Source organism: Citrobacter sp. Awk 2, from assembly GCF_028069815.1.
Classification (GTDB): domain Bacteria; phylum Pseudomonadota; class Gammaproteobacteria; order Enterobacterales; family Enterobacteriaceae; genus Citrobacter.
Genome location: NZ_JANEWL010000035.1, coordinates 1 through 25,182 on the forward strand (window position 1 = coordinate 1; position 25,182 = coordinate 25,182).

Annotated in this window: 21 protein-coding genes; 17 read left to right on the plus strand and 4 right to left on the minus strand. The window is 51.6% G+C overall.

Annotated elements, in window-relative coordinates; all coding sequences use genetic code 11:
* Window positions 1–97: 97 nt before the first annotated feature.
* From NNO02_RS11080 to map, 4 genes are all read right to left on the minus strand, one after another.
* Window positions 98–484: a DUF3461 family protein gene (locus tag NNO02_RS11080; RefSeq protein WP_005132126.1), complete on the minus strand. Its 387-nt coding sequence runs from the start codon at window positions 482–484 to the stop codon at window positions 98–100.
* 109 nt (window positions 485–593) lie between these two features.
* Window positions 594–1,418, minus strand: a complete 825-nt coding sequence (gene dapD, locus NNO02_RS11085) for a 2,3,4,5-tetrahydropyridine-2,6-dicarboxylate N-succinyltransferase (protein ID WP_039030312.1) — start codon at window positions 1,416–1,418, stop codon at window positions 594–596.
* Between the two features lie 31 nt (window positions 1,419–1,449).
* A complete protein-coding gene (gene glnD, locus NNO02_RS11090) occupies window positions 1,450–4,122 on the minus strand; it encodes a bifunctional uridylyltransferase/uridylyl-removing protein GlnD (protein WP_271450060.1) in 2,673 nt (890 codons plus the stop codon).
* Window positions 4,123–4,360: 238 nt separating this feature from the next.
* Window positions 4,361–5,155: a type I methionyl aminopeptidase gene (map, locus tag NNO02_RS11095; protein ID WP_271442001.1), complete on the minus strand. Its 795-nt coding sequence runs from the start codon at window positions 5,153–5,155 to the stop codon at window positions 4,361–4,363.
* A gap of 450 nt (window positions 5,156–5,605) precedes the next feature.
* Between map and rpsB the strand changes: the two genes are divergently transcribed.
* The 17 genes from rpsB (at window position 5,606) to accA (ending at window position 25,142) form a co-directional block, all read left to right on the plus strand.
* A complete protein-coding gene (gene rpsB, locus NNO02_RS11100; RefSeq protein ID WP_005132117.1) occupies window positions 5,606–6,331 on the plus strand; it encodes a 30S ribosomal protein S2 in 726 nt (241 codons plus the stop codon).
* A 134-nt stretch (window positions 6,332–6,465) separates the two neighbouring features.
* Window positions 6,466–7,317: a translation elongation factor Ts gene (gene tsf / locus NNO02_RS11105; protein ID WP_005132116.1), complete on the plus strand. Its 852-nt coding sequence runs from the start codon at window positions 6,466–6,468 to the stop codon at window positions 7,315–7,317.
* A gap of 145 nt (window positions 7,318–7,462) precedes the next feature.
* Window positions 7,463–8,188 (plus strand): UMP kinase, encoded by a 726-nt coding sequence (gene pyrH / locus NNO02_RS11110; RefSeq protein WP_005132114.1) that lies wholly within the window; start codon window positions 7,463–7,465, stop codon window positions 8,186–8,188.
* A gap of 139 nt (window positions 8,189–8,327) precedes the next feature.
* Entirely contained in the window at window positions 8,328–8,885 is a 558-nt protein-coding gene (gene frr, locus NNO02_RS11115) for a ribosome recycling factor (protein ID WP_005132113.1), read from the plus strand.
* A 96-nt stretch (window positions 8,886–8,981) separates the two neighbouring features.
* Window positions 8,982–10,178 (plus strand): 1-deoxy-D-xylulose-5-phosphate reductoisomerase, encoded by a 1,197-nt coding sequence (gene ispC / locus NNO02_RS11120; RefSeq protein ID WP_271441999.1) that lies wholly within the window; start codon window positions 8,982–8,984, stop codon window positions 10,176–10,178.
* Between the two features lie 312 nt (window positions 10,179–10,490).
* Window positions 10,491–11,249 (plus strand): (2E,6E)-farnesyl-diphosphate-specific ditrans,polycis-undecaprenyl-diphosphate synthase, encoded by a 759-nt coding sequence (gene ispU / locus NNO02_RS11125; protein ID WP_040230029.1) that lies wholly within the window; start codon window positions 10,491–10,493, stop codon window positions 11,247–11,249.
* 12 nt (window positions 11,250–11,261) lie between these two features.
* Window positions 11,262–12,119, plus strand: coding sequence for a phosphatidate cytidylyltransferase (cdsA, locus tag NNO02_RS11130; RefSeq protein WP_048212646.1), 858 nt, complete (start codon window positions 11,262–11,264; stop codon window positions 12,117–12,119).
* An 11-nt stretch (window positions 12,120–12,130) separates the two neighbouring features.
* Complete coding sequence (gene rseP, locus NNO02_RS11135; RefSeq protein WP_271441998.1) at window positions 12,131–13,483, plus strand: sigma E protease regulator RseP; 1,353 nt, start codon at window positions 12,131–12,133, stop codon at window positions 13,481–13,483.
* A gap of 29 nt (window positions 13,484–13,512) precedes the next feature.
* On the plus strand, window positions 13,513–15,933 hold the full coding sequence (gene bamA / locus NNO02_RS11140; RefSeq protein ID WP_202039452.1) for an outer membrane protein assembly factor BamA: 2,421 nt from the start codon (window positions 13,513–13,515) through the stop codon (window positions 15,931–15,933).
* A gap of 122 nt (window positions 15,934–16,055) precedes the next feature.
* Window positions 16,056–16,541 carry a molecular chaperone Skp gene (skp, locus tag NNO02_RS11145; RefSeq protein WP_005132103.1) on the plus strand — a complete coding sequence of 162 codons (486 nt, stop codon included), beginning with the start codon at window positions 16,056–16,058 and terminating at the stop codon, window positions 16,539–16,541.
* A gap of 3 nt (window positions 16,542–16,544) precedes the next feature.
* Window positions 16,545–17,570, plus strand: a complete 1,026-nt coding sequence (lpxD, locus tag NNO02_RS11150; RefSeq protein ID WP_271441997.1) for a UDP-3-O-(3-hydroxymyristoyl)glucosamine N-acyltransferase — start codon at window positions 16,545–16,547, stop codon at window positions 17,568–17,570.
* Window positions 17,571–17,674: 104 nt separating this feature from the next.
* Window positions 17,675–18,130, plus strand: coding sequence for a 3-hydroxyacyl-ACP dehydratase FabZ (fabZ, locus tag NNO02_RS11155; RefSeq protein ID WP_003018528.1), 456 nt, complete (start codon window positions 17,675–17,677; stop codon window positions 18,128–18,130).
* Window positions 18,131–18,133: 3 nt separating this feature from the next.
* Entirely contained in the window at window positions 18,134–18,922 is a 789-nt protein-coding gene (gene lpxA, locus NNO02_RS11160) for an acyl-ACP--UDP-N-acetylglucosamine O-acyltransferase (RefSeq protein ID WP_005132096.1), read from the plus strand.
* A complete protein-coding gene (gene lpxB / locus NNO02_RS11165; protein ID WP_061067280.1) occupies window positions 18,922–20,070 on the plus strand; it encodes a lipid-A-disaccharide synthase in 1,149 nt (382 codons plus the stop codon). Before lpxA ends, lpxB begins: the two co-directional genes overlap by 1 nt.
* Window positions 20,067–20,663 (plus strand): ribonuclease HII, encoded by a 597-nt coding sequence (rnhB, locus tag NNO02_RS11170; RefSeq protein ID WP_271450059.1) that lies wholly within the window; start codon window positions 20,067–20,069, stop codon window positions 20,661–20,663. The genes lpxB and rnhB overlap by 4 nt, the downstream gene beginning before the upstream one ends.
* A 24-nt stretch (window positions 20,664–20,687) precedes the next feature.
* Window positions 20,688–24,170 carry a DNA polymerase III subunit alpha gene (gene dnaE, locus NNO02_RS11175; protein WP_271441993.1) on the plus strand — a complete coding sequence of 1,161 codons (3,483 nt, stop codon included), beginning with the start codon at window positions 20,688–20,690 and terminating at the stop codon, window positions 24,168–24,170.
* Window positions 24,171–24,182: 12 nt separating this feature from the next.
* Window positions 24,183–25,142: an acetyl-CoA carboxylase carboxyl transferase subunit alpha gene (gene accA / locus NNO02_RS11180; protein WP_271454820.1), complete on the plus strand. Its 960-nt coding sequence runs from the start codon at window positions 24,183–24,185 to the stop codon at window positions 25,140–25,142.
* Window positions 25,143–25,182 lie beyond the last annotated feature (40 nt).

Consider the following 25,182-nt stretch of genomic DNA (forward strand, 5'->3'; position numbering starts at 1 on the left):
TCTTTATGGATAATGAAATGATGAGTAAATTAAAGGGAGTGTGGGTGTGTGATATTTTTTTAGAAAGGCCAGTTTCCTGGCCTGAAGATATGATGGCTTATTTGCGCGTCAGTTTTTCCAGATCGGCTTCAATTTCGCTGATCTTATTGGTCACGACGCTTTCCAGATGACGTAAATCATCGAGGATCTTGCGTTTAAGATCGACTTCACTGCGATCGCGCTGGCAGATCTGATCCAACTCGTCGATCACATAGCGCAGGTTTGGACTGATCTCCTGCACTTCTTTGTAGCCCTGACCTATGCCATCGGCGACCACTGTTTTACGCTGACGGGGATATTTGAATTTCACGCTCTTGGCAAAAAACTCGCCTTTATCCTTTTGGAAATAGATTTTCAGGATATCGTTGTTGGCTTCTTGCCGCAGGCTGTAACGATCGATCTCTTCAGGATTAGTAATGCCCAGACTTTTCAGATTGTCATACATAGCGGTACCCTTAAGCTCACTATAACCATTGAATAATTAACGAAAAGCCTTGTTTATGCCACCCGCAGATGTAAAAAAAGCGGGCTAAGCCCGCTTTTTCAAATTGCTGTTAGTCGATGGTACGTAACAGTTCGTTGATACCCACTTTGCCACGCGTTTTAGCGTCGACTTTCTTCACGATCACCGCGCAGTACAGACTGTATTTGCCATCTTTCGACGGCAGGTTGCCGGAAACGACAACAGAACCTGCCGGTACGCGACCATAATGCACTTCGCCTGTTTCACGATCGTAAATACGGGTGCTCTGGCCGATGTACACGCCCATGGAGATAACGGAGCCTTCCTCGACAATCACGCCTTCCACAACTTCCGAACGCGCACCGATGAAGCAGTTATCTTCGATGATGGTCGGGTTAGCCTGTAACGGCTCCAGTACGCCGCCGATGCCAACGCCGCCGGACAGGTGAACATTCTTACCGATTTGCGCACAAGAACCTACGGTCGCCCAGGTATCAACCATCGTACCTTCATCAACATACGCACCAATGTTAACGTAAGACGGCATCAGCACGGTGTTACGTGCGATAAATGCCCCCTGACGCACGGCCGCAGGCGGAACCACGCGAAACCCTTCTTTCTGGAAGCGTGCTTCATCGTAGTCGGCAAATTTCATTGGCACTTTATCGAAGTAGCGGCTTTCCGCACCATCGATAACCTGATTATCGTTAATACGGAAAGAGAGCAGGACCGCTTTTTTCAGCCACTGATGGGTGACCCACTGGCCGTCAATCTTTTCTGCGACTCGCAGTGCACCGGAATCCAGTAAAGAAATAACCTGATTAACCGCTTCACGGGTTACGGTATCCACATTCGCCGGAGTGATGTCGGCACGACGCTCAAAAGCGGACTCAATAACGTTCTGTAACTGCTGCATTGTTAAACTCTTTCCATAATAAATAAAAACATTACCCTTTATCGTTTGGATTGAGGGCCTCTGTCAACCGTTGATGTACTTCCTGCTGCAGCTCATTATTAAGGGCACGCCGGTCGGCGGTGGCGATTATGAATAAATCTTCTACTCGCTCACCAATAGTTGTAATTCGGGCGCCATGCAGCGAAATTCCCAGATCGGCAAAAATCTGCCCGACCCGCGCCAGTAGTCCTGGTTGATCGAGTGCGATAAGTTCGAGGAATGACTTACGGTCGGTATGGGTCGGCAAAAAGGTGACCTCAGTATCGACAGTAAAGTGGCGTAATTTTGCCGGCTGACGACGCGGTTGCGGTGGCTGCCAACTGCGTTGAGTAATGGCTTGTTCCAACCCAAAACGGATCGCTTCGTGCCTGTCTGACGACAGCGGACTGCCGTCCGGCTCCAGCACAATGAACGTATCCATCGCCATCCCATCGCGGGTGGTGAAAATCTGCGCATCGTGGACGCTCAGATTACGCCGGTCCAGTTCGGCGCAAACGGCGGCAAACAGATACGGGCGATCCGGACTCCAGATAAAGATTTCCGTTCCCCCACGCGTTGCCTGCGGGCTAAGCAGAATGAGCGGTTCTTTGAGGTCATGTTGTAAGAGATGACGCGCATGCCAGGCCAGTTGATTTGGGCTGTGGCGCACGAAATAGTTCGCTCGACAGCGTGACCAGATATGGTGCAGCGCTTCTTCATCAATGTTATCCATCCGCAATAACGCCAGCGCCTGAAGCTGATGATGGCGCACACGCTCGCGCATATCCGGTGTATTTTGCATTCCACGACGCAGTTGTTTTTCCGTGGCGAAGTATAATTCGCGCAACAGGCTTTGCTTCCAGCTATTCCATAGCGTTTCGTTAGTGGCGCAGATATCGGCGACGGTAAGGCAGACCAGGAAACGCAAACGGTGCTCCGTTTGTACTTCTTCGGCGAATTGCTTAATCACCTCCGGGTCCTGAATATCACGGCGCTGAGCGGTCACCGACATCAGCAGATGCTGGCGTACCAGCCACATAACCAGATTCGTTTCGCGGGAGTTGAGTCCGTGTAATTCGGCGAACTTGAGTACGTCCTGAGCCCCCAGAATAGAGTGATCGCCGCCACGACCTTTGGCGATATCGTGGAACAGCGCAGCAATCAGAATGAGTTCCGGTTGACGCAAGCGCGGCCACAGATCCACACACAACGGATGACGCTGGCGGGTCTCTTCCTTGGCAAAACTTTCCAGTTTCAGCATGACTCGGATAGTGTGCTCATCCACTGTATAAGCATGAAACAGGTCAAACTGCATTTGACCGACTATATGCGACCATTGCGGCATATAGGCCCATAACACGCTGTGACGATGCATCGGCAGCAGGCCGCGACTCACTGCGCCCGGATGGCGCAACATGCTGAGAAATAGCGAGCGCGCTTCCGGAATGTAGCACAGCGGCTGCGTTAAATGACGGCGGGCATGACGCAAATGACGCAGTGTGGTGGAGTAAATTCCGGTGATCGCGCTATTGCGTACCATGATATAAAACATCCGCAAAATGGCCTCGGGCTCGCGGATAAACAGGTCGTCATTGCGCAGGTCAATCAATGTGCCACGCAGTTGAAAGTCGTCATCAATTGGGCGCGGTTTTTCATCGGCCGGCATGGCGAGAATCGCCTCGTCAAACAACTGGAGCAGCATGTGGTTCAGTTCGCTCACTCGCCGCGTGACCCGGAAATAGTCTTTCATCATCCGCTCGATAGGCTCATTGCCTTCACCGCCATAATTGAGGCGTTGAGCCACGCTGAGCTGTCGATCAAACAGCAGACGGTTGTCGTAACGGTTCACGATCAGATGCAATGCGAAGCGGATCCGCCACAGAATATGCAAACATTCATTCAGTTCGGCGCGCTCCGCCAGCGTCAGGAAGCCGAAACCGACCATCTCATCCAGCGACGTGGCACCAAAATGACGGCGGGCGACCCATTGCAGGGTGTGGATGTCGCGCAGTCCACCTGGACTGCTTTTGATATCCGGCTCCAGATTGTAGCTGGTGCCGTGATAGCGCTGATGGCGTTGATTTTGCTCTTCTACTTTGGCAGCGTAAAATTTATCGGATGGCCAGAAACCCTCGCTGAAAATATGCTTTTGCAGCTCAAGGAACAACGCGACGTCGCCAATCAGCAGTCGTGTTTCAATCAGGTTGGTGGCGACGGTTAAATCTGATAGTCCTTCCAGCAGACACTCTTCCAGTGTACGCACGCTGTGTCCTACCTCCAGCCGCACATCCCACAATAGCGTTAATAACTCGCCGACTTTCTCCGCCTGCGCGTCAGGCAGTTTTTTACGGCTAAGGATCAGCAGGTCAATATCGGAAAGTGGATGCAGTTCACCACGCCCGTAGCCGCCAACGGCAACCAGCGCCAGATCGGCAATCTGACCGAAACCTGCTTCAATCCACAGGCGCTGCAGCAACTGGTCAATAAATTCGGTGCGGGCTTCGATTAACTGTTCAGCGGAAATTCCGCTGTCAAATGCTTCCCCCAACCAGTGCTGGAAATTATCGATATGAGCTTTAATGCCGGTACAGTTGAGGTCGTGCTGTGGCCATGTCCCTGGGTTTTGCGGTTGGCCAGGCAGGGTGGGGAGGGCAGTATTTGCGTGCTGTTCAGGAAGAGTATTCATTGTGCGCCACCCATTAAAAAGCCGGATGACGGCGTGAACGCCTTATCCGGCCTACGTATTTACTCTTCATCCTTCAAGTTGCTTCTGCGTTGGCTGCGCTCGTTCACTCCAGTCACGTACTTATGTACGCTCCTGAAGATTCACTCTCTTGCCGCCTTGAGGCAACTCGAATGATTTTGAGTAAAGGTGTAATTTGTAGGCCTGATAAGATGCAGGAGCATCGCCATCAGGCAAAAAATTATGCGTCGTGTGTGATGACTGCCGGGATGGTGTCATCCTTGCGTAATGTCAGAATTTCACAGCCGTTTTCCGTTACCACAATAGTATGCTCGTACTGAGCAGACAAGCTGCGGTCTTTGGTTTTCACCGTCCAGCCGTCTTTCATGGTGCGGATGCGGTAATCACCGGCATTCAGCATCGGTTCTACGGTGAAGGTCATGCCCGGCTGCAGTACCACGCCGCCGTCGTCTGCATCGTAGTGCAGGACCTGAGGTTCTTCATGGAAGCCGCGACCGATACCGTGGCCGCAGTATTCACGTACTACAGAGAAGCCTTCACCTTCTGCGTATTTCTGAATTGCAGCACCCAGGGTACGTAGGCGAATACCCGGTTTTACCATACGCAGCGCCAGATACAGGCTTTCCTGCGTTACGCGGCACAGACGCTCGCCAAGAATGGTCGGTTTACCGACGATAAACATTTTGGACGTATCGCCGTGGTACTCGTCTTTAATCACGGTGACGTCGATGTTGACGATATCACCCTCTTTCAGGTGCTTAGCGTCATCCGGGATCCCGTGGCACACGACTTCATTAATAGAGATGCACACGGATTTCGGATAACCGTGATAACCCAGGCACGCGGAAATCGCCTGCTGTTCATTCACGATGTAGTCGTTACAGATGCGATCCAGCTCGCCGGTGCTCACGCCCGGTTTGATAAACGGTTCGATCATCTCCAGCACTTCGGCTGCCAGACGGCCAGCGACGCGCATTTTTTCGATTTCTTCAGGAGTCTTAATTGAGATAGCCATGAATTCTGTCCATCAGTGTCGATTATTTCGACAATAATTGTGTAAGTGCCGTCAATGGTATCAGTCTGGAGTGTACCCTGCCAAATTGAGAATCATTCTGAACTTCGCCTTTCGTGCCACAGATGCGTTGGCTACATTTTTTCACCCCAGTCACTTACTGGCCGTAAGCTCCCGGGGATTCAAAAATTTGCCGCCTGTTTGTAACACGAAATTCATTGTTCAATACAGCACAGACCGCCAACAATTATTGGTGTCGGTGGCGTATTTGTGGTATAAAGCGCGCCGGACTTCCGATCCATTCGAAGACTACACACGATGGACGGGAGCGACAAATCTCACTTTGTGTAACAACACACACGTATCGACACATATTCCGGGGTGCCCTTTGGGGTCGGTAATATGGGATGCGTGGAGGCTTAACCCCAACTTTTATATATAGAGGTTTTAATCATGGCAACTGTTTCCATGCGCGACATGCTCAAGGCTGGTGTTCACTTCGGTCACCAGACCCGTTACTGGAACCCGAAAATGAAGCCGTTCATCTTCGGTGCGCGTAACAAAGTTCACATCATCAACCTTGAGAAAACTGTACCGATGTTCAACGAAGCTCTGGCTGAACTGAACAAGATCTCTGCTCGTAAAGGTAAAATCCTTTTCGTTGGTACTAAACGCGCTGCAAGCGAAGCGGTGAAAGACGCTGCTAACAGCTGCGATCAGTTCTTCGTGAACCATCGCTGGTTGGGCGGTATGCTGACTAACTGGAAAACTGTTCGTCAGTCCATCAAACGTCTGAAAGATCTGGAAACTCAGTCTCAGGACGGTACTTTCGAAAAGCTGACCAAGAAAGAAGCGCTGATGCGCACCCGTGAGCTTGAGAAACTGGAAAACAGCCTGGGCGGTATCAAAGACATGGGCGGCCTGCCGGACGCTCTGTTCGTAATTGATGCTGACCACGAGCACATTGCTATCAAAGAAGCAAATAACCTGGGTATCCCAGTATTTGCTATCGTTGATACCAACTCTGATCCGGACGGTGTTGACTTCGTTATCCCGGGTAACGACGACGCAATCCGTGCTGTGACCCTGTACCTGGGCGCTGTAGCTACTACCGTTCGTGAAGGCCGTTCTCAGGATCTGGCTTCCCAGGCGGAAGAAAGCTTCGTAGAAGCTGAATAATAAGGCACGCTCGTTAGAGCCCCCTTATAAACCAGGTAGTATCACGTTTGGTTAGGGGCCCTTCAGGCCCCTTTTTCACTTTTAAATCTGTGCGGTTTCATGCCGGGCAGATCAAATCTTCCGAGGATTTTAGAATGGCTGAAATTACCGCATCCCTGGTAAAAGAGCTGCGTGAGCGTACTGGCGCAGGCATGATGGATTGCAAAAAAGCACTGACTGAAGCTAATGGCGACATCGAGCTGGCAATCGAAAACATGCGTAAGTCCGGTGCTATCAAAGCAGCGAAAAAAGCAGGCAACGTTGCTGCTGACGGCGTAATCAAAACCAAAATCGACGGCAATATCGCTTTCATTCTGGAAGTTAACTGCCAGACTGACTTCGTTGCTAAAGATGCTGGTTTCCAGGCATTTGCTGACAAAGTACTGGACGCTGCCGTTGCTGGCAAAATCACTGATGTTGAAGTTCTGAAAGCACAGTTCGAAGAAGAACGTGTTGCTCTGGTTGCTAAAATCGGTGAGAACATCAACATCCGTCGTGTTGCTTCCCTGGAAGGCGAAGTTCTGGGTAGCTACCAGCACGGTGCTCGTATCGGTGTTCTGGTTGCTGCAACTGGCGCTGATGAAGAACTGGTTAAACAGCTGGCAATGCACATCGCCGCAAGCAAACCAGAATTCGTTAAGCCGGAAGACGTTTCTGCTGAAGTAGTAGAAAAAGAATACCAGGTTCAGCTGGACATCGCGATGCAGTCTGGTAAGCCGAAAGAAATCGCAGAGAAAATGGTTGAAGGCCGCATGAAGAAATTCACCGGCGAAGTTTCTCTGACTGGTCAGCCTTTCGTTATGGAACCGAGCAAATCTGTTGCTCAGCTGCTGAAAGAGCACAACGCTGATGTAACTGGTTTCATCCGCTTCGAAGTGGGTGAAGGCATCGAGAAAGTTGAGACTGACTTTGCAGCAGAAGTTGCTGCGATGTCCAAGCAGTCTTAATTTTAAAAGGAGCCGCCTGAGGGCGGCTTCTTTTTGCGTCCGACTTGTAAATTCAGCTAAGCGCTATAGTGGTAAGGCTGAAAAGCGACATACAATGTCGCTGGAATTAACTCATCTCATTCGTTGACAGTCTCAGGAAAGAAACATGGCTACCAATGCAAAACCCGTCTACAAACGTATTCTGCTTAAGTTAAGTGGCGAAGCTCTGCAAGGTTCAGAAGGCTTCGGTATTGATGCAAGCATACTTGACCGTATGGCTCAGGAAATCAAAGAGCTGGTCGAGCTGGGAATCCAGGTTGGCGTAGTGATCGGTGGTGGTAACCTGTTCCGTGGTGCTGGTCTGGCGAAAGCAGGGATGAACCGCGTTGTGGGCGACCACATGGGCATGTTAGCCACCGTAATGAACGGTCTGGCGATGCGCGATGCGCTTCACCGCGCCTATGTGAACGCTCGCCTGATGTCCGCAATTCCTCTGAACGGCGTGTGTGATAACTACAGCTGGGCAGAAGCGATCAGTCTGCTGCGTAACAACCGCGTGGTTATTTTGTCCGCTGGTACTGGCAACCCGTTCTTCACTACCGACTCCGCAGCCTGCCTGCGTGGTATTGAAATTGAAGCGGATGTGGTTCTGAAAGCCACTAAAGTTGATGGTGTGTTTACCGCCGATCCGGCTAAAGATCCAACAGCAACCATGTACGAACAGTTGACCTATGCTGAAGTACTGGATAAAGAACTGAAAGTGATGGATCTGGCTGCGTTCACGCTGGCTCGTGACCACAAATTACCGATTCGTGTCTTCAACATGAACAAACCGGGTGCGTTGCGCCGCGTTGTGATGGGTGAAAAAGAAGGCACGTTAATCACGGAATAATTCCCGTTGCGGCTAAATGCAGGTAATATTCCGCTTTAATGTCGCGGGATACGTCCCTCAAAATTAATCAAGACTATACTTGTCACACCTTGCGTAGTGGGTATGGTCTGACTGAAACAAGCTTTCAAGGATTCGTAACGTGATCAACGATATCAGAAAAGATGCTGAAGTACGCATGGACAAATGCGTCGAAGCATTCAAAAATCAAATCAGCAAAATTCGCACGGGTCGTGCTTCTCCCAGCCTGCTGGATGGCATTATCGTGGAATATTACGGCACGCCGACTCCGCTGCGCCAGCTGGCAAGCGTAACGGTTGAAGATTCCCGTACCCTGAAAATCAACGTGTTTGACCGCTCTATGGGTCCTGCTGTTGAGAAAGCGATTATGGCTTCCGACCTCGGTCTGAACCCAAGCTCAGCGGGCTCTGACATCCGCGTTCCGCTGCCACCGCTGACCGAAGAGCGTCGTAAAGATCTGACCAAGATCGTACGTGGTGAAGCTGAAGGCGCGCGTGTTGCTGTGCGTAACGTACGCCGTGATGCCAACGACAAAGTGAAAGCGCTGCTGAAAGATAAAGAGATCAGCGAAGATGACGATCGCCGTTCTCAGGACGACGTACAGAAACTGACCGATGCTGCAATCAAGAAAGTTGATGCGGCGCTGGCAGAGAAAGAAGCGGAACTGATGCAGTTCTGATTCGCCTGTACGCTAAAAACGCCGCTTAGAAGGCCTGAGAAGGCTGGATGGCGGCGTTTTGCTTTTTTATCCTGTCTCAATTCTTCTGGATGTCTCATGAAGCAATTAACCATCCTGGGCTCAACCGGCTCTATTGGTTGCAGTACGCTCGATGTAGTACGTCATAACCCGGATAAATTTCGTGTTGCTGCGTTGGTAGCGGGTAAAAATGTCGCCCGTATGGTGGAGCAATGTCTGGAGTTTTCCCCCCGTTACGCGGTGATGGATGACGAAAAAAGTGCAGCGCTGGTGAAAGCCGCATTGCGGGATCATGGAAGTCGCACCGAGGTTATGTGCGGGCAGCAGGCTGCCTGTGATATGGCTGCGTTGGATGATGTCGATCAGGTTATGGCGGCGATAGTCGGCGCGGCAGGTTTGTTGCCAACACTTGCGGCAATCCGCGCGGGCAAAAACATTTTGCTGGCGAATAAAGAGTCTCTGGTAACCTGCGGACGTCTGTTTATGGACGACGTGAAACGCCATAAAGCGCAGCTTTTGCCGGTAGATAGCGAACATAACGCGATTTTTCAGAGTTTACCGCAACCTATCCAACACAATCTGGGATACGCTGACCTTGAGCAAAACGGCGTTGTGTCTGTTCTGCTTACCGGGTCTGGTGGCCCTTTCCGCGAAACGCCATTGCACGATCTGGCTCTAATGACACCCGATCAGGCATGCCGTCATCCGAATTGGTCGATGGGACGAAAAATCTCTGTCGACTCCGCCACCATGATGAATAAAGGTCTGGAATACATTGAAGCGCGTTGGCTATTTAATGCCAGTGCAAGTCAGATGGAAGTGCTGATCCATCCACAGTCGGTTATTCATTCGATGGTCCGTTATCAGGATGGTAGCGTCCTGGCCCAGTTGGGTGAGCCTGATATGCGCACACCTATCGCCCATACAATGGCATGGCCGGAACGTGTGAGCTCTGGCGTTAAGCCTGTCGATTTTTGCAAACTCAGTGCGCTGACGTTTTCCGCACCTGATTATCAGCGTTATCCGTGCCTGAAACTGGCGATGGACGCGTTTGAGCAAGGACAGGCTGCGACAACTGCGCTGAACGCCGCGAATGAAATTACTGTTGCCGCATTTTTGGCGCAGCAGATTCGATTTACGGATATCGCCGATCTCAATTTATCCGTACTGGATAAGATGGATTTGCAGGAACCGCAGAGCGTTGATGATGTGCTGAGGGTCGATGCTATCGCCAGAGATGTCGCGACAAAACAAGTGACACGACTCTCAAGCTGATGATAATCCCCCTGTGGGGGATCGTGCTATTTGTTAGCGTTGGGCTTCAGTGATATAGTCTGCGCCACCCGATCGCAGGTATTTGCTTTTTTTCGATCGGGTAAGCCGTGGTTTGACACGGCTTTTTTGTGGATGCACAAAATCATTCAGGTTGCATCAAGGCGGCAAGTGAATGAGTTCCCTGGAGCATACAAATAGTATGTGACAGGGGCGAATAAGCACAGCCAACGAAGAGGCAGCCTGAAGGATGAAGCGCAAAGGCTTCAGTATTCCTGAGTACCGTATAATCCTTTCAGGGACTAAAAACGCGTTATGTTGTCTGCAACTAAACCATTAAGCGAAAATTTGCCAGCACATGGTTGTCGCCATGTCGCAATTATCATGGATGGCAATGGCCGCTGGGCGAAAAAGCAAGGGAAGATCCGCGCCTTTGGGCATAAGGCCGGAGCAAAATCCGTCCGCCGGGCTGTCTCTTTTGCTGCCAATAACGGTATTGATGCGTTAACGCTGTATGCCTTTAGCAGTGAGAACTGGAACCGACCAGCGCAGGAAGTCAGTGCGTTAATGGAGTTGTTTGTGTGGGCACTTGATAGCGAAGTGAAAAACCTGCACCGCCATAACGTGCGCCTGCGTATTATTGGGGATATCAGTCGATTTAACACACGTTTGCAAGAACGGATTCGCAAGTCGGAAGCGCTTACCGCCCAGAATACCGGGTTAACGCTGAATATTGCCGCGAATTACGGCGGACGGTGGGATATTGTCCAGGGCGTCAGGCAACTGGCACAACAGGTGCAGGAAGGTCTGTTGCGTCCGGAGCAAATTGATGAAGAGATGCTTGGTCAGCAAGTTTGTATGCATGAGCTGGCTCCTGTGGATTTAGTGATAAGGACTGGGGGAGAGCATCGAATTAGTAATTTTTTGTTGTGGCAAATTGCCTACGCCGAACTTTACTTTACGGATGTTCTCTGGCCCGATTTCGATGAACAAGACTTTGAAGGTGCGCTACATGCCTTTGCTAATCGTGAGCGTCGTTTCGGCGGCACCGAGCCCGGTGATGAAAAAGCCTGATGGGGGTCGCTTTTGCTGAAGTATCGCCTGATTTCTGCTTTTGTTTTAATACCCGTTGTCATCGCGGCGTTGTTTTTGTTGCCGCCGGTGGGGTTCGCCATTGTTACGCTGGTCGTCTGTATGCTGGCCGCGTGGGAATGGGGACAGTTAAGCGGTTTTGCCACTCGTACACAGCGAGTCTGGTTGGCGGTTTTGTGCGGGCTATTGCTGGCACTGATGCTGTTTTTGCTGCCTGAGTATCATCATAACATTCACCAACCGCTGGTTGAGGTGTCGCTTTGGGCGTCGCTGGGCTGGTGGGCCGTGGCGCTATTACTGGTGCTGTTTTACCCCGGTTCAGCCTCGGTCTGGCGTAATTCCAAAACATTACGCATAATTTTCGGCGTGTTAACCATTGTTCCTTTCTTTTGGGGAATGCTGGCGCTACGTGCCTGGCACTATGATGAGAATCATTATAGTGGCGCGCTATGGCTGCTCTATGTCATGATCCTCGTTTGGGGAGCGGATTCAGGTGCGTATATGTTTGGTAAGATGTTTGGCAAACATAAACTGGCGCCGAAGGTTTCTCCTGGTAAAACCTGGCAGGGTTTTATTGGCGGACTTGCCACTGCAGCTGTAATCTCGTGGGGTTATGGTATGTGGGCGAATCTTGAAGTTGCGCCTGTCACCTTGCTCATTTGCTCCATCGTTGCAGCCCTGGCCTCCGTGCTGGGTGACCTGACCGAGAGTATGTTTAAGCGTGAAGCAGGTATTAAGGACAGTGGTCACTTAATCCCAGGACACGGTGGTATTCTGGATCGTATTGACAGCCTGACGGCTGCGGTGCCGGTCTTTGCTTGCCTGTTGTTACTGGTATTCAGGACGCTCTAACGGATGGTCTTATGCTGAGTATTCTCTGGAATCTGGCTGCATTCATCGTTGCACTTGGTGTACTTATCACCGTGCATGAATTTGGTCATTTCTGGGTTGCACGGCGCTGCGGAGTCCGCGTCGAGCGCTTTTCCATTGGCTTTGGAAAAGCGCTTTGGCGCCGTACCGATAAACAGGGTACGGAATACGTTATCGCCTTAATCCCCCTCGGCGGTTACGTCAAAATGCTGGATGAGCGCGCTGAACCAGTTGTACCGGAGCTGCGCCACTACGCTTTCAACAATAAAACAGTTGGGCAGCGCGCGGCCATTATTGCTGCAGGCCCGATTGCAAATTTCCTCTTCGCTATTTTTGCCTACTGGCTGGTCTTTATCATCGGTGTCCCTGGCGTTCGCCCGGTTGTTGGTGAAATAACACCCAACTCGATTGCTGCCCAGGCGCAAATTCAGCCAGGTACGGAACTAAAAGCGGTTGATGGTATCGAAACCCCTGATTGGGATACCGTCCGATTGCAACTGGTATCCAAAATTGGCGATGAGCATACGACCATCAGCGTGGCGCAGTTTGGCAGTAACCAGCGACAGGACAAAACGCTGGATTTACGCCATTGGGCATTTGAGCCAGACAAAGAGGATCCCGTCTCTAGTTTGGGCATTCGTCCACGTGGTCCGCAGATTGAACCGGTGCTGTCAGAAGTGCAGGTTAACTCCGCGGCAAGTAAGGCGGGTTTGCAAGCTGGCGACAGGATCGTTAAAGTCAATGGTCAGCCGCTGACGCAATGGATGACGTTCGTGACGTTGGTGCGCGATAATCCTGATAAGCCGCTAGCGCTAGAAATTGAAAGACAAGGGAATTCCTTGTCTTTGACGTTAACCCCGGATTCAAAACCGGGTAACGGAAAGGCCGAAGGTTTTGCGGGCGTAGTGCCTAAAATTATCCCTCTGCCTGATGAGTATAAGACTGTACGCCAGTATGGGCCATTCAGCGCCATCCTCGAAGCCTCGGATAAAACGTGGCAGTTGATGAAGCTAACGGTCAGTATGCTGGGAAAATTGATTACCGGTGATGTAAAACTGAACAACCTCAGTGGGCCGATTTCTATCGCCCAGGGGGCTGGGATGTCAGCGGAGTTCGGGGTTATTTATTACCTGATGTTCCTTGCGCTTATCAGCGTGAACTTAGGGATAATTAACCTGTTTCCGTTGCCCGTTCTTGACGGGGGGCATCTGCTGTTCCTGGCGATTGAAAAGCTGAAGGGCGGTCCGGTATCCGAGCGGGTTCAAGACTTTAGTTATCGCATTGGCTCTATCTTGCTGGTGTTGTTAATGGGGCTTGCACTTTTCAATGATTTCTCTCGGTTGTAAGAGAGTGTTAGGAAGAACGCATAATAACGATGGCGATGAAAAAGTTGCTCATAGCGTCGCTGCTGTTTAGCAGCGCCACCGTATACGGTGCTGAAGGGTTCGTAGTGAAGGACATTCATTTCGAAGGCCTACAGCGAGTCGCCGTTGGTGCGGCTCTCCTCAGTATGCCGGTGCGCACAGGCGACACGGTTAATGATGAAGATATCAGTAATACCATTCGTGCTCTGTTCGCCACCGGTAACTTTGAGGATGTCCGCGTCCTGCGCGATGGTGATACCCTTCTGGTTCAGGTAAAAGAACGTCCGACGATTGCCAGCATCACTTTCTCCGGTAACAAATCGGTAAAAGATGACATGCTGAAGCAAAACCTCGAGGCGTCTGGCGTACGTGTTGGCGAGTCTCTGGATCGCACAACGCTTGCCGATATCGAAAAAGGCCTGGAAGATTTCTACTATAGCGTCGGTAAATACAGCGCCAGTGTGAAAGCGGTGGTAACGCCGTTGCCGCGTAACCGCGTTGACCTCAAACTGGTCTTCCAGGAAGGCGTTTCGGCGAAGATCCAACAGATCAATATCGTCGGCAACCACGCCTTCACAACCGACGAGCTTATCTCTCACTTCCAACTACGCGATGAAGTACCGTGGTGGAACGTGGTGGGCGATCGTAAATACCAGAAACAGAAACTGGCCGGCGACCTTGAAACCCTGCGCAGTTACTATCTGGATCGCGGTTATGCTCGCTTCAATATCGATTCCACGCAGGTTAGCCTGACGCCGGATAAAAAAGGTATCTACATCACCGTTAACATCACAGAAGGCGAGCAGTACAAGCTTTCTGGGGTCCAGGTGAGTGGTAACCTGGCTGGACACTCTGCCGAAATTGAGACCCTGACGAAAATCGAACCGGGTGAACTCTATAACGGCACCAAAGTGACCAAAATGGAAGATGATATCAAGAAGCTTCTGGGACGCTATGGTTATGCCTACCCGCGTGTACAGTCGCAGCCTGAAATCAACGATGCAGACAAAACCGTTAAATTGCGTGTAAACGTGGATGCGGGTAACCGTTTCTATGTGCGTAAGATCCGTTTTGAAGGTAATGACACTTCGAAAGATTCCGTACTGCGCCGCGAAATGCGCCAGATGGAAGGCGCCTGGTTGGGCAGCGATCTGGTTGACCAGGGTAAAGAGCGTCTGAACCGTCTGGGTTACTTTGAAACTGTCGATACCGATACTCAACGTGTTCCGGGCAGTCCTGATCAGGTTGATGTGGTCTATAAGGTGAAAGAACGCAACACCGGTAGCTTTAACTTCGGTGTGGGTTACGGCACTGAAAGTGGCGTAAGCTTCCAGGCGGGCGTTCAGCAGGATAACTGGTTAGGTACCGGTTATTCAGTCGGGATTAGCGGCACCAAAAACGACTATCAGACCTATACTGAGCTGTCTGTCACCAACCCGTACTTCACCGTCGATGGTGTGAGTCTCGGTGGTCGTGTCTTCTATAACGACTTTGAGGCAGATGATGCAGATCTGTCCGACTATACCAACAAAAGCTATGGTACGGACGTAACGCTGGGCTTCCCGGTCAACGAATACAACACGTTGCGCGCAGGCCTGGGTTATGTGCATAACAAACTGTCCAACATGCAGCCGCAGATTGCGATGGATCGTTATCTTGATTCAATGGGACAAGATGATACCAGCAGCTTTGCCGCAGATGACTTTACCTTCAACTACGGTTGGACCTACAACAAGCTGGACCGTGGGTATTTCCCTACGGAAGGTACGCGTGTCAACCTGAACGGTAAAGTGACTGTTCCGGGTTCTGATAACGAATACTATAAAGCGACGTTGGATACGGCGACCTATGTGCCGATCGATGACGACCACAAATGGGTGGTTCTGGGACGTACCAAGCTGGGCTATGGTGATGGCATAGGCAGTAAAGAGATGCCGTTCTATGAGAACTTCTACGCGGGTGGTTCCAGCACCGTGCGTGGCTTCCAGTCCAATACTATCGGCCCGAAAGCCGTCTATAAGAACGGGGCTTATTCTGGCGATAGAGACAATAATGACAACTACGAAGAGTGTACGGGCGCTGCGCTGTGTAAATCAGACGATGCAGTCGGCGGTAACGCCATGGCTGTAGCCAGCCTGGAATTCATCACACCTACGCCGTTTATCAGCGATAAATATGCTAACTCGGTGCGTACCTCCTTCTTCTGGGATATGGGTACCGTGTGGGATACGAACTGGCAGAACACTGCCGACACTCGTGCACTTGGCGTGCCAGACTACAGCGATCCGAATAATATCCGTATGTCTGCGGGTATCGCGTTACAATGGATGTCCCCATTGGGGCCGTTGGTTTTCTCCTACGCCCAACCGTTCAAGAAGTACGATGGAGACAAAGCGGAACAGTTCCAGTTTAACATTGGTAAAACCTGGTAATTGTTCTTCGCAAAGGAATGTAGTGGTAGTGTAGCGATGACTTTAGGCGATCTTGCATGGGATCGCCTGGCCACGCAAAGAACTGCACCTTCGGGTGCAAATGGGATGGTAAGGAGTTAATTGTGAAAAAGTGGTTATTAGCTGCAGGTCTCGGTTTAGCGATGGCAACGTCCGCACAGGCTGCTGACAAAATTGCAATCGTCAACATGGGTAGCCTGTTCCAACAGGTTGCACAGAAGACGGGTGTTTCTACTACGCTGGAAAATGAGTTCAAAGGCCGCGCCAGTGAACTGCAGCGTATGGAATCCGACCTGCAATCTAAAATGCAGCGTCTGCAATCAATGAAAGCAGGCAGCGACCGTACCAAGCTGGAAAAAGACGTAATGGCTCAGCGCCAGACTTTCTCTCAGAAAGCGCAGGCTTTCGAGCAGGATCGTCAACGTCGTTCTAACGAAGAACGTGGCAAGCTGGTTAATCGTATCCAGACAGCTGTGAAATCTGTTGCGAGCAGCCAGAGCATCGATCTGGTTGTTGACGCGAACACCGTTGCATACAACAGCAGCGATGTAAAAGACATCACCGCTGACGTACTGAAACAGGTTAAATAAGTAATGCCTTCAATTCGACTGGCTGATTTAGCAGAGCAGTTGGATGCAGAATTACACGGTGATGGCGATATCGCCATCACCGGCGTAGCGTCCATGCAATCTGCGCAAACTGGCAATATCACGTTCATGGTGAATCCAAAGTACCGTGAGCACCTGAGTGCATGCCAGGCTTCTGCCGTTGTGATGACGCAGGACGATCTTCCGTTTGCTAAGAGTGCTGCATTGGTAGTGAAGAATCCCTACCTGACCTATGCACGAATGGCGCAAATTTTAGATACCACGCCTCAGCCTGCGCAAAATATTGCACCCAGTGCAGTGATCGATGCAACGGCGAAGTTGGGTAACAATGTTTCTGTGGGCGCGAATGCGGTCATTGAGTCTGGCGTAGAACTGGGCGATAACGTGATCATCGGCGCGGGTTGCTTCGTTGGAAAAAACACAAAAATCGGCGCAGGTTCACGCTTGTGGGCGAATGTGACGATTTACCACGACATTCAGATCGGTGAAAATTGCCTGATCCAGTCCAGCACTGTTGTCGGATCCGACGGATTTGGTTATGCGAACGATCGCGGTAACTGGGTGAAGATCCCACAACTGGGTCGCGTGATTATTGGCGATCGTGTTGAGATTGGCGCATGTACCACGATTGACCGTGGTGCGCTGGACGATACCGTGATCGGTAATGGTGTTATCATTGATAACCAGTGCCAGATTGCGCATAACGTCGTGATTGGCGACAATACGGCGGTAGCCGGTGGCGTCATTATGGCGGGTAGCCTGAAGATTGGCCGTTACTGCATGATTGGCGGAGCCAGCGTGATTAATGGGCATATGGAAATATGCGACAAAGTCACGGTAACTGGCATGGGTATGGTGATGCGTCCTATCACAGAACCTGGCGTCTACTCCTCAGGCATTCCGCTACAACCCAACAAGGTATGGCGTAAAACAGCTGCACTGGTGATGAACATTGATGATATGAGCAAGCGCCTCAAAGCGATTGAGCGCAAGGTTAATCAACAAGACTAATACATCGTTTTACGCATGTCTGACTTTACGGCCTGTCACATTCCTGGGATTGCGGCAGGCCGTGTTATTATTGCCTTTTAGTATATTTAGACAGGAAGAGTATTTTGACTACTAACACTCATACTCTGCATATTGAAGAGATTTTAGAACTTCTGCCGCACCGTTTTCCGTTTTTACTGGTAGACCGCGTGCTGGATTTTGAAGAAGGTCGTTTTCTGCGCGCAGTGAAAAATGTATCCGTTAACGAGCCTTTCTTTCAGGGCCACTTCCCAGGTAAACCGATTTTTCCTGGCGTGTTGATTCTGGAAGCGATGGCGCAGGCCACGGGTATTCTGGCGTTTAAAAGCGTAGGAAAACTGGAGCCAGGCGAACTGTATTATTTCGCCGGTATTGATGAAGCACGCTTTAAGCGTCCTGTCGTGCCAGGCGATCAGATGATCATGGAAGTGACTTTCGAGAAAACGCGCCGCGGCCTGACCCGTTTCAAAGGGGTTGCGCTGGTCGACGGTAAAGTTGTGTGCGAAGCAACGATGATGTGTGCCCGTAGCCGGGAGGCCTGATACGTGATTGATAAATCCGCCTTTATTCACCCAACTGCCATTGTCGAAGACGGCGCCAGCATTGGCGCTAATGCTCACATTGGCCCATTTTGTATTGTTGGACCCCATGTTGAAATTGGTGAGGGTACCGTACTGAAGTCTCACGTTGTCGTGAATGGCCATACAAAAATTGGTCGCGATAACGAGATTTATCAGTTTGCCTCCATTGGTGAAGTGAACCAGGACCTGAAATATGCTGGTGAACCGACCCGTGTGGAAATTGGCGATCGCAACCGCATTCGCGAAAGCGTCACCATTCATCGTGGCACAGTGCAAGGCGGTGGGTTGACGAAGGTGGGCAGCGATAACTTACTGATGATTAATGCACACGTTGCGCATGATTGTACGGTCGGTAACCGCTGCATTCTGGCGAATAACGCGACACTTGCCGGACATGTTTCGCTTGATGATTTTGTTATCATCGGCGGCATGACCGCGGTGCATCAGTTCTGCATTATTGGTGCACACGTGATGGTGGGGGGCTGCTCTGGCGTAGCCCAGGACGTCCCACCGTACGTTATCGCCCAGGGCAACCACGCAACGCCATTTGGCGTTAACATCGAAGGTCTGAAACGCCGCGGATTCACCCGTGAAGCCATTACCGCGATCCGCAACGCCTATAAAGCGCTGTACCGCAGCGGTAAAACGCTTGAGGAAGTGAAACCGGAAATCGCCGAACTGGCGAAGCAGTACCCCGATGTTCAGGCTTTTAGTGATTTCTTTGAACGCTCAACGCGTGGTCTGATTCGTTAATGACTGAGCAGCGTCCTTTAACGATTGCCCTTGTCGCCGGAGAAACCTCCGGCGATATTCTTGGTGCCGGTTTAATTCGTGCACTCAAGGCTCGTGTTCCCAATGCGCGTTTTGTTGGCGTTGCGGGTCCATTGATGCAGGCGGAAGGCTGTGAAGCCTGGTACGAAATGGAAGAACTGGCAGTAATGGGCATTGTAGAAGTGCTCGGGCGCCTGCGCCGTTTACTGCATATCCGTGCCGATCTTACTCGCCGATTCACCGACCTTAAGCCGGATGTTTTCGTCGGGATTGATGCGCCTGATTTCAACATTACCCTTGAAGGTAATCTGAAATCGCAGGGTATTAAAACCATTCATTATGTCAGCCCCTCTGTATGGGCCTGGCGACAGAAACGCGTTTTCAAAATAGGCAGATCCACCAATATGGTGCTGGCCTTTCTGCCTTTCGAAAAAGCGTTTTATGACAAATTTAACGTCCCGTGTCGCTTTATCGGTCACACCATGGCGGACGCCATGCCGCTGGACCCGGATAAAAACGCGGCGCGTGATGTGTTAGGCATTCCTCATGATGCTCACTGCCTGGCGCTTTTGCCTGGGAGTCGTGGTGCAGAAGTGGAGATGCTCAGCGCCGATTTCCTGAAAACGGCGCAGTTATTACGTCAGCATTATCCGGATCTCGAAGTCGTCGTGCCGTTGGTCAATGCCAAACGGCGCGAGCAATTTGAACGTATCAAGGCTGAGGTTGCCCCGGAACTTTCCGTGCATATGCTCAACGGAATGGGACGTGAAGCAATGGTCGCCAGTGATGCTGCGCTGTTGGCCTCTGGCACGGCTGCACTGGAATGTATGCTGGCGAAATGCCCAATGGTTGTCGGCTATCGTATGAAACCTTTCACTTTCTGGTTGGCAAAACGTCTGGTGAAGACCGATTACGTATCGCTGCCTAACCTGCTGGCGGGAAGAGAACTCGTCAAAGAGCTGTTGCAGGATGAATGTGAACCCCAGGCGCTGGCGCACGCGTTGCTGCCTTTGCTGGCGAACGGTAAAACCAGCCATGCGATGCACGATACGTTCCGCGAATTGCACCAGCAGATCCGTTGCAATGCGGATGAGCAGGCAGCGGATGCAGTTCTGGAGTTAGCACAATGATTGAATTTGTTTATCCACATACGCATTTGGTGGCGGGTGTGGATGAAGTTGGGCGTGGTCCATTGGTTGGCGCGGTAGTGACTGCCGCTGTTATCCTTGACCCGGCACGTCCGATAGTGGGTCTTAACGACTCCAAAAAATTGTCGGAAAAGCGTCGACTGGCGCTTTTTGATGAAATCAAAGATAAAGCGTTAAGCTGGAGCCTGGGTCGTGCGGAACCCCATGAAATCGACGAATTGAACATTCTGCACGCCACGATGCTGGCAATGCAGCGTGCGGTTGCAGGTTTGCATATTGCGCCGGAGTACGTTTTGATCGATGGAAACCGTTGCCCGACATTGCCGGTACCGTCGATGGCGGTGGTAAAAGGTGACAGCCGCGTTGCGGAAATCAGCGCAGCGTCCATCCTGGCGAAAGTAACGCGCGATGCTGAAATGGCCGAGCTGGATAAGGTTTTCCCGCAGTATGGCTTTGCTCAGCACAAAGGTTATCCAACCGCTTTTCATCTGGCTGCGCTCTCTGAGCATGGTGCAATTGAGCACCATCGTCGCAGTTTTGCTCCTGTCAAACGCGCACTGGGACTCACGTCCTGATTCTTGTGTTAAAGGAATCTGAAGATGTCTGAACCTCGTTTCGTCCACCTGCGGGTGCACAGCGACTACTCCATGATCGATGGGCTGGCGAAAACCGGGCCGCTGGTGAAAAAGGCGGCCGCGTTGGGCATGCCTGCGCTGGCGATCACCGATTTTACCAACCTGTGTGGTCTGGTGAAGTTTTACGGAGCGGGTCATGGCGCAGGTATTAAGCCGATTGTTGGCGCAGATTTTCATGTCCGTAGCGAACTATTGGGTGATGAACTCACGCAACTGACGGTACTGGCGGCTAATAATACGGGCTACCAGAACCTGACATTGTTGATATCAAAAGCCTATCAGCGCGGCTATGGCGCAGAAGGGCCGGTTATCGACAGAGACTGGCTGATAGAGCTAAAAGAAGGGTTAATCTTGCTTTCCGGCGGCCGTATGGGCGACGTCGGACGCAGCCTGTTGCGTGGGAACAGCGCACTGGTCGACGAGTGCGTGGCGTTTTATGAAGAGCATTTCCCTGATTGCTACTTCCTTGAGCTGATCCGTACCGGTCGCCAGGATGAAGAAAATTACCTGCATGCTGCAGTAGCGCTGGCCGAAACACGCGGCCTGCCGGTGGTCGCGACCAACGATGTTCGCTTCCTTGAAACCGGTGACTTTGACGCACACGAAATTCGCGTGGCGATCCACGACGGTTTTACGCTTGATGATCCCAAACGCCCTCGCAACTACTCGCCGCAGCAGTATATGCGCAGCGAAGAGGAGATGTGCGAGCTGTTCTCCGATATCCCGGAAGCGCTGGAAAACACCGTCGAGATTGCCAAACGTTGTAACGTGACGGTGCGCCTGGGCGAATACTTCTTGCCGCAGTTCCCGACAGGCGATATGACCACCGAGGATTTCCTCGTCGCGAAATCGCGTGAGGGCCTGGAAGAACGTCTGGAATTTTTGTTCCCCGATCCTGAAGTCCGTGCGCAGAAGCGCCCGCCTTATGATGAACGTCTGGAAGTTGAACTTAAAGTTATCAACCAGATGGGTTTCCCGGGCTACTTCCTGATCGTAATGGAGTTTATCCAGTGGTCGAAAGATAACGGTGTACCGGTAGGCCCAGGACGTGGTTCTGGTGCGGGCTCGCTGGTGGCTTACGCGTTAAAAATTACCGACCTTGATCCGCTGGAATTTGACCTGCTGTTCGAACGCTTCCTGAACCCGGAACGTGTCTCGATGCCTGATTTTGACGTTGACTTCTGTATGGAGAAACGCGACCAGGTCATTGAACACGTCGCGGAAATGTATGGGCGCGATGCGGTTTCGCAGATTATTACCTTCGGTACCATGGCGGCGAAAGCGGTTATCCGCGACGTGGGTCGAGTACTGGGGCACCCATACGGGTTTGTTGACCGTATCTCGAAACTGGTACCGCCCGATCCGGGTATGACGCTGGCTAAAGCCTTTGAGGCTGAACCTCAACTGCCGGAAATCTATGAGGCAGATGAAGAGGTTAGGGCGCTTATTGATATGGCGCGCAAGCTGGAAGGCGTCACGCGTAACGCGGGTAAACACGCCGGTGGTGTCGTTATCGCCCCGACAAAAATTACTGATTTTGCACCGCTGTACTGTGATGAGCAGGGGCTGCACCCGGTTACCCAGTTTGATAAGAACGACGTGGAATACGCCGGCCTGGTGAAGTTCGACTTCCTCGGCCTGCGCACGCTCACCATCATCAACTGGGCGCTGGAGATGATCAACGCGCGGCGTGAGAAGAACGGCGAACCGCCGCTGGATATCGCCGCTATCCCGCTGGACGACAAGAAAAGTTTTGACATGCTGCAACGCTCGGAGACGACAGCCGTCTTCCAGCTTGAATCCCGCGGTATGAAAGATCTTATCAAGCGACTGCAGCCTGACTGCTTCGAAGATATGATAGCCCTGGTGGCACTGTTCCGCCCCGGTCCGCTACAGTCGGGGATGGTAGATAACTTTATTGACCGTAAGCACGGGCGTGAAGAGATCTCTTACCCGGATGTGCAGTGGCAACATGAATGCCTGAAACCGGTACTGGAGCCAACCTACGGCATTATCCTGTATCAGGAACAGGTCATGCAGATTGCCCAGGAACTGTCTGGGTATACCCTTGGTGGCGCGGACATGCTGCGTCGTGCGATGGGTAAGAAAAAGCCAGAGGAGATGGCCAAACAGCGCGGCACCTTTGAAGAAGGGGCGAAAAAGCGCGGTGTAGACGGCGAGCTGGCGATGAAAATCTTTGACCTGGTGGAGAAATTCGCCGGTTACGGATTTAACAAATCGCACTCCGCTGCCTATGCGCTGGTCTCTTACCAGACGCTGTGGCTGAAAGCACATTACCCCGCTGAGTTTATGGCGGCGGTGATGACAGCCGATATGGATAACACCGAGAAAGTGGTGGGGTTAGTGGATGAATGCTGGCGTATGGGGCTGAAAATCCTGCCGCCAGATATCAACTCCGGATTGTACCATTTTCACGTTAACGATGATGGCGAGATTGTCTACGGTATCGGCGCGATAAAAGGCGTGGGTGAGGGGCCAATTGAAGCTATCATTGAGGCGCGTAATAAAGGCGGTTACTTCCGCGAGCTGTTTGATCTCTGTGCCCGTACGGATATCAAAAAACTCAATCGCCGGGTGCTGGAAAAGCTGATTATGTCCGGGGCGTTTGACCGCCTGGGGCCGCATCGCGCAGCACTGATGAACTCACTGAACGATGCGCTTAAAGCCGCCGATCAACATGCGAAAGCGGAAGCTATCGGTCAGGCCGATATGTTTGGCGTACTGGCGGAAGAACCGGAACAAATCGAGCAATCCTATGCCAGCTGCCAGCCGTGGCCGGAACAGGTGGTACTGGACGGTGAGCGTGAAACGTTAGGGCTTTACCTGACGGGACACCCTATCAACCAGTATTTAAAAGAAATTGAGCGCTATGTCGGAGGCTACAGGCTGAAAGACATGCATCCGACAGAACGTGGTAAAGTTACTACGGCTGCGGGGCTCGTCATTGCTGCGCGGGTAATGGTCACCAAGCGCGGCAATCGTATCGGCATCTGTACACTGGATGACCGTTCCGGGCGTCTGGAAGTGATGTTATTTACCGATGCCCTGGATAAATACCAGCAATTGCTGGAAAAAGACCGCATACTTATCGTCAGCGGACAGGTCAGCTTTGATGACTTCAGCGGTGGGCTTAAAATGATGGCCCGTGAAGTCATGGATATTGACGAAGCCCGGGAAAAATATGCTCGCGGGCTTGCTATCTCGCTGACGGACAGGCAAATTGATGACCAGCTTTTAAACCGACTCCGTCAGTCTCTGGAACCCCACCGCTCGGGGACAATTCCAGTACATCTCTACTATCAGAGGGCGGATGCACGAGCACGATTGCGTTTTGGCGCAACGTGGCGTGTCTCTCCGAGCGATCGTTTGTTAAACGATCTCCGTGGCCTTATTGGTTCGGAGCAGGTGGAACTGGAGTTTGACTAATACAGGAATACTATGAGTCTGAATTTCCTTGATTTTGAACAGCCGATTGCAGAGCTGGAAGCAAAAATCGATTCTCTGACTGCGGTTAGCCGTCAGGATGAGAAACTGGATATTAACATCGATGAAGAAGTGCATCGTCTGCGTGAAAAGAGCGTAGAACTGACGCGCAAAATCTTCGCCGATCTTGGCGCATGGCAGGTAGCCCAGTTGGCCCGCCATCCACAGCGTCCATACACCCTGGATTATGTCCGCCTGGCGTTTGATGAATTTGATGAGCTGGCGGGCGATCGTGCCTATGCGGATGACAAGGCCATTGTCGGCGGCATCGCGCGTCTGGATGGCCGTCCGGTGATGATCATCGGTCATCAGAAAGGCCGTGAGACCAAAGAGAAAATTCGTCGTAACTTCGGCATGCCAGCGCCGGAAGGCTATCGTAAAGCGTTGCGTCTGATGGAAATGGCTGAGCGTTTCAATATGCCGATCATCACTTTCATCGATACCCCAGGGGCTTACCCGGGTGTGGGCGCGGAAGAACGTGGCCAGTCTGAAGCGATTGCGCGTAATCTGCGTGAGATGTCACGTCTGAGCGTGCCGGTCATCTGCACTGTTATCGGTGAAGGTGGTTCCGGTGGTGCACTGGCAATCGGTGTGGGTGATAAAGTGAATATGCTGCAATACAGCACCTATTCCGTTATCTCCCCGGAAGGTTGTGCTTCTATTCTGTGGAAAAGCGCAGACAAAGCCCCGCTCGCTGCAGAAGCGATGGGGATTATCGCACCGCGTCTGAAAGAGCTGAAACTTATCGACTCTATCATCCCTGAGCCGCTGGGTGGCGCACACCGCAACCCGGAAGTGATGGCGGCATCACTGAAAGCACAGCTGTTGTCCGATCTTGCCGATCTTGACGTGTTAAGCAAAGATGATTTGAAAAACCGTCGTTATCAGCGTCTGATGAGCTACGGCTACGCCTAAACTGCATTTATTCTGAAAAGGGCCACAACGTTGTGGCCCT

Excerpts from the sequence above, each read along its gene's own strand:
- NNO02_RS11080 (WP_005132126.1), bottom strand. The coding sequence starts at position 484 with ATGTATGACAATCTGAAAAGTCTGGGCATTACTAATCCTGAAGAGATC.
- dapD (WP_039030312.1), bottom strand. The coding sequence starts at position 1,418 with ATGCAGCAGTTACAGAACGTTATTGAGTCCGCTTTTGAGCGTCGTGCC.
- glnD (WP_271450060.1), bottom strand. The coding sequence starts at position 4,122 with ATGAATACTCTTCCTGAACAGCACGCAAATACTGCCCTCCCCACCCTG.
- map (WP_271442001.1), bottom strand. The coding sequence starts at position 5,155 with ATGGCTATCTCAATTAAGACTCCTGAAGAAATCGAAAAAATGCGCGTC.
- rpsB (WP_005132117.1), top strand. The coding sequence starts at position 5,606 with ATGGCAACTGTTTCCATGCGCGACATGCTCAAGGCTGGTGTTCACTTC.
- tsf (WP_005132116.1), top strand. The coding sequence starts at position 6,466 with ATGGCTGAAATTACCGCATCCCTGGTAAAAGAGCTGCGTGAGCGTACT.
- pyrH (WP_005132114.1), top strand. The coding sequence starts at position 7,463 with ATGGCTACCAATGCAAAACCCGTCTACAAACGTATTCTGCTTAAGTTA.
- ispC (WP_271441999.1), top strand. The coding sequence starts at position 8,982 with ATGAAGCAATTAACCATCCTGGGCTCAACCGGCTCTATTGGTTGCAGT.
- ispU (WP_040230029.1), top strand. The coding sequence starts at position 10,491 with ATGTTGTCTGCAACTAAACCATTAAGCGAAAATTTGCCAGCACATGGT.
- rseP (WP_271441998.1), top strand. The coding sequence starts at position 12,131 with ATGCTGAGTATTCTCTGGAATCTGGCTGCATTCATCGTTGCACTTGGT.
- bamA (WP_202039452.1), top strand. The coding sequence starts at position 13,513 with ATGGCGATGAAAAAGTTGCTCATAGCGTCGCTGCTGTTTAGCAGCGCC.
- lpxD (WP_271441997.1), top strand. The coding sequence starts at position 16,545 with ATGCCTTCAATTCGACTGGCTGATTTAGCAGAGCAGTTGGATGCAGAA.
- lpxB (WP_061067280.1), top strand. The coding sequence starts at position 18,922 with ATGACTGAGCAGCGTCCTTTAACGATTGCCCTTGTCGCCGGAGAAACC.
- rnhB (WP_271450059.1), top strand. The coding sequence starts at position 20,067 with ATGATTGAATTTGTTTATCCACATACGCATTTGGTGGCGGGTGTGGAT.
- dnaE (WP_271441993.1), top strand. The coding sequence starts at position 20,688 with ATGTCTGAACCTCGTTTCGTCCACCTGCGGGTGCACAGCGACTACTCC.
- accA (WP_271454820.1), top strand. The coding sequence starts at position 24,183 with ATGAGTCTGAATTTCCTTGATTTTGAACAGCCGATTGCAGAGCTGGAA.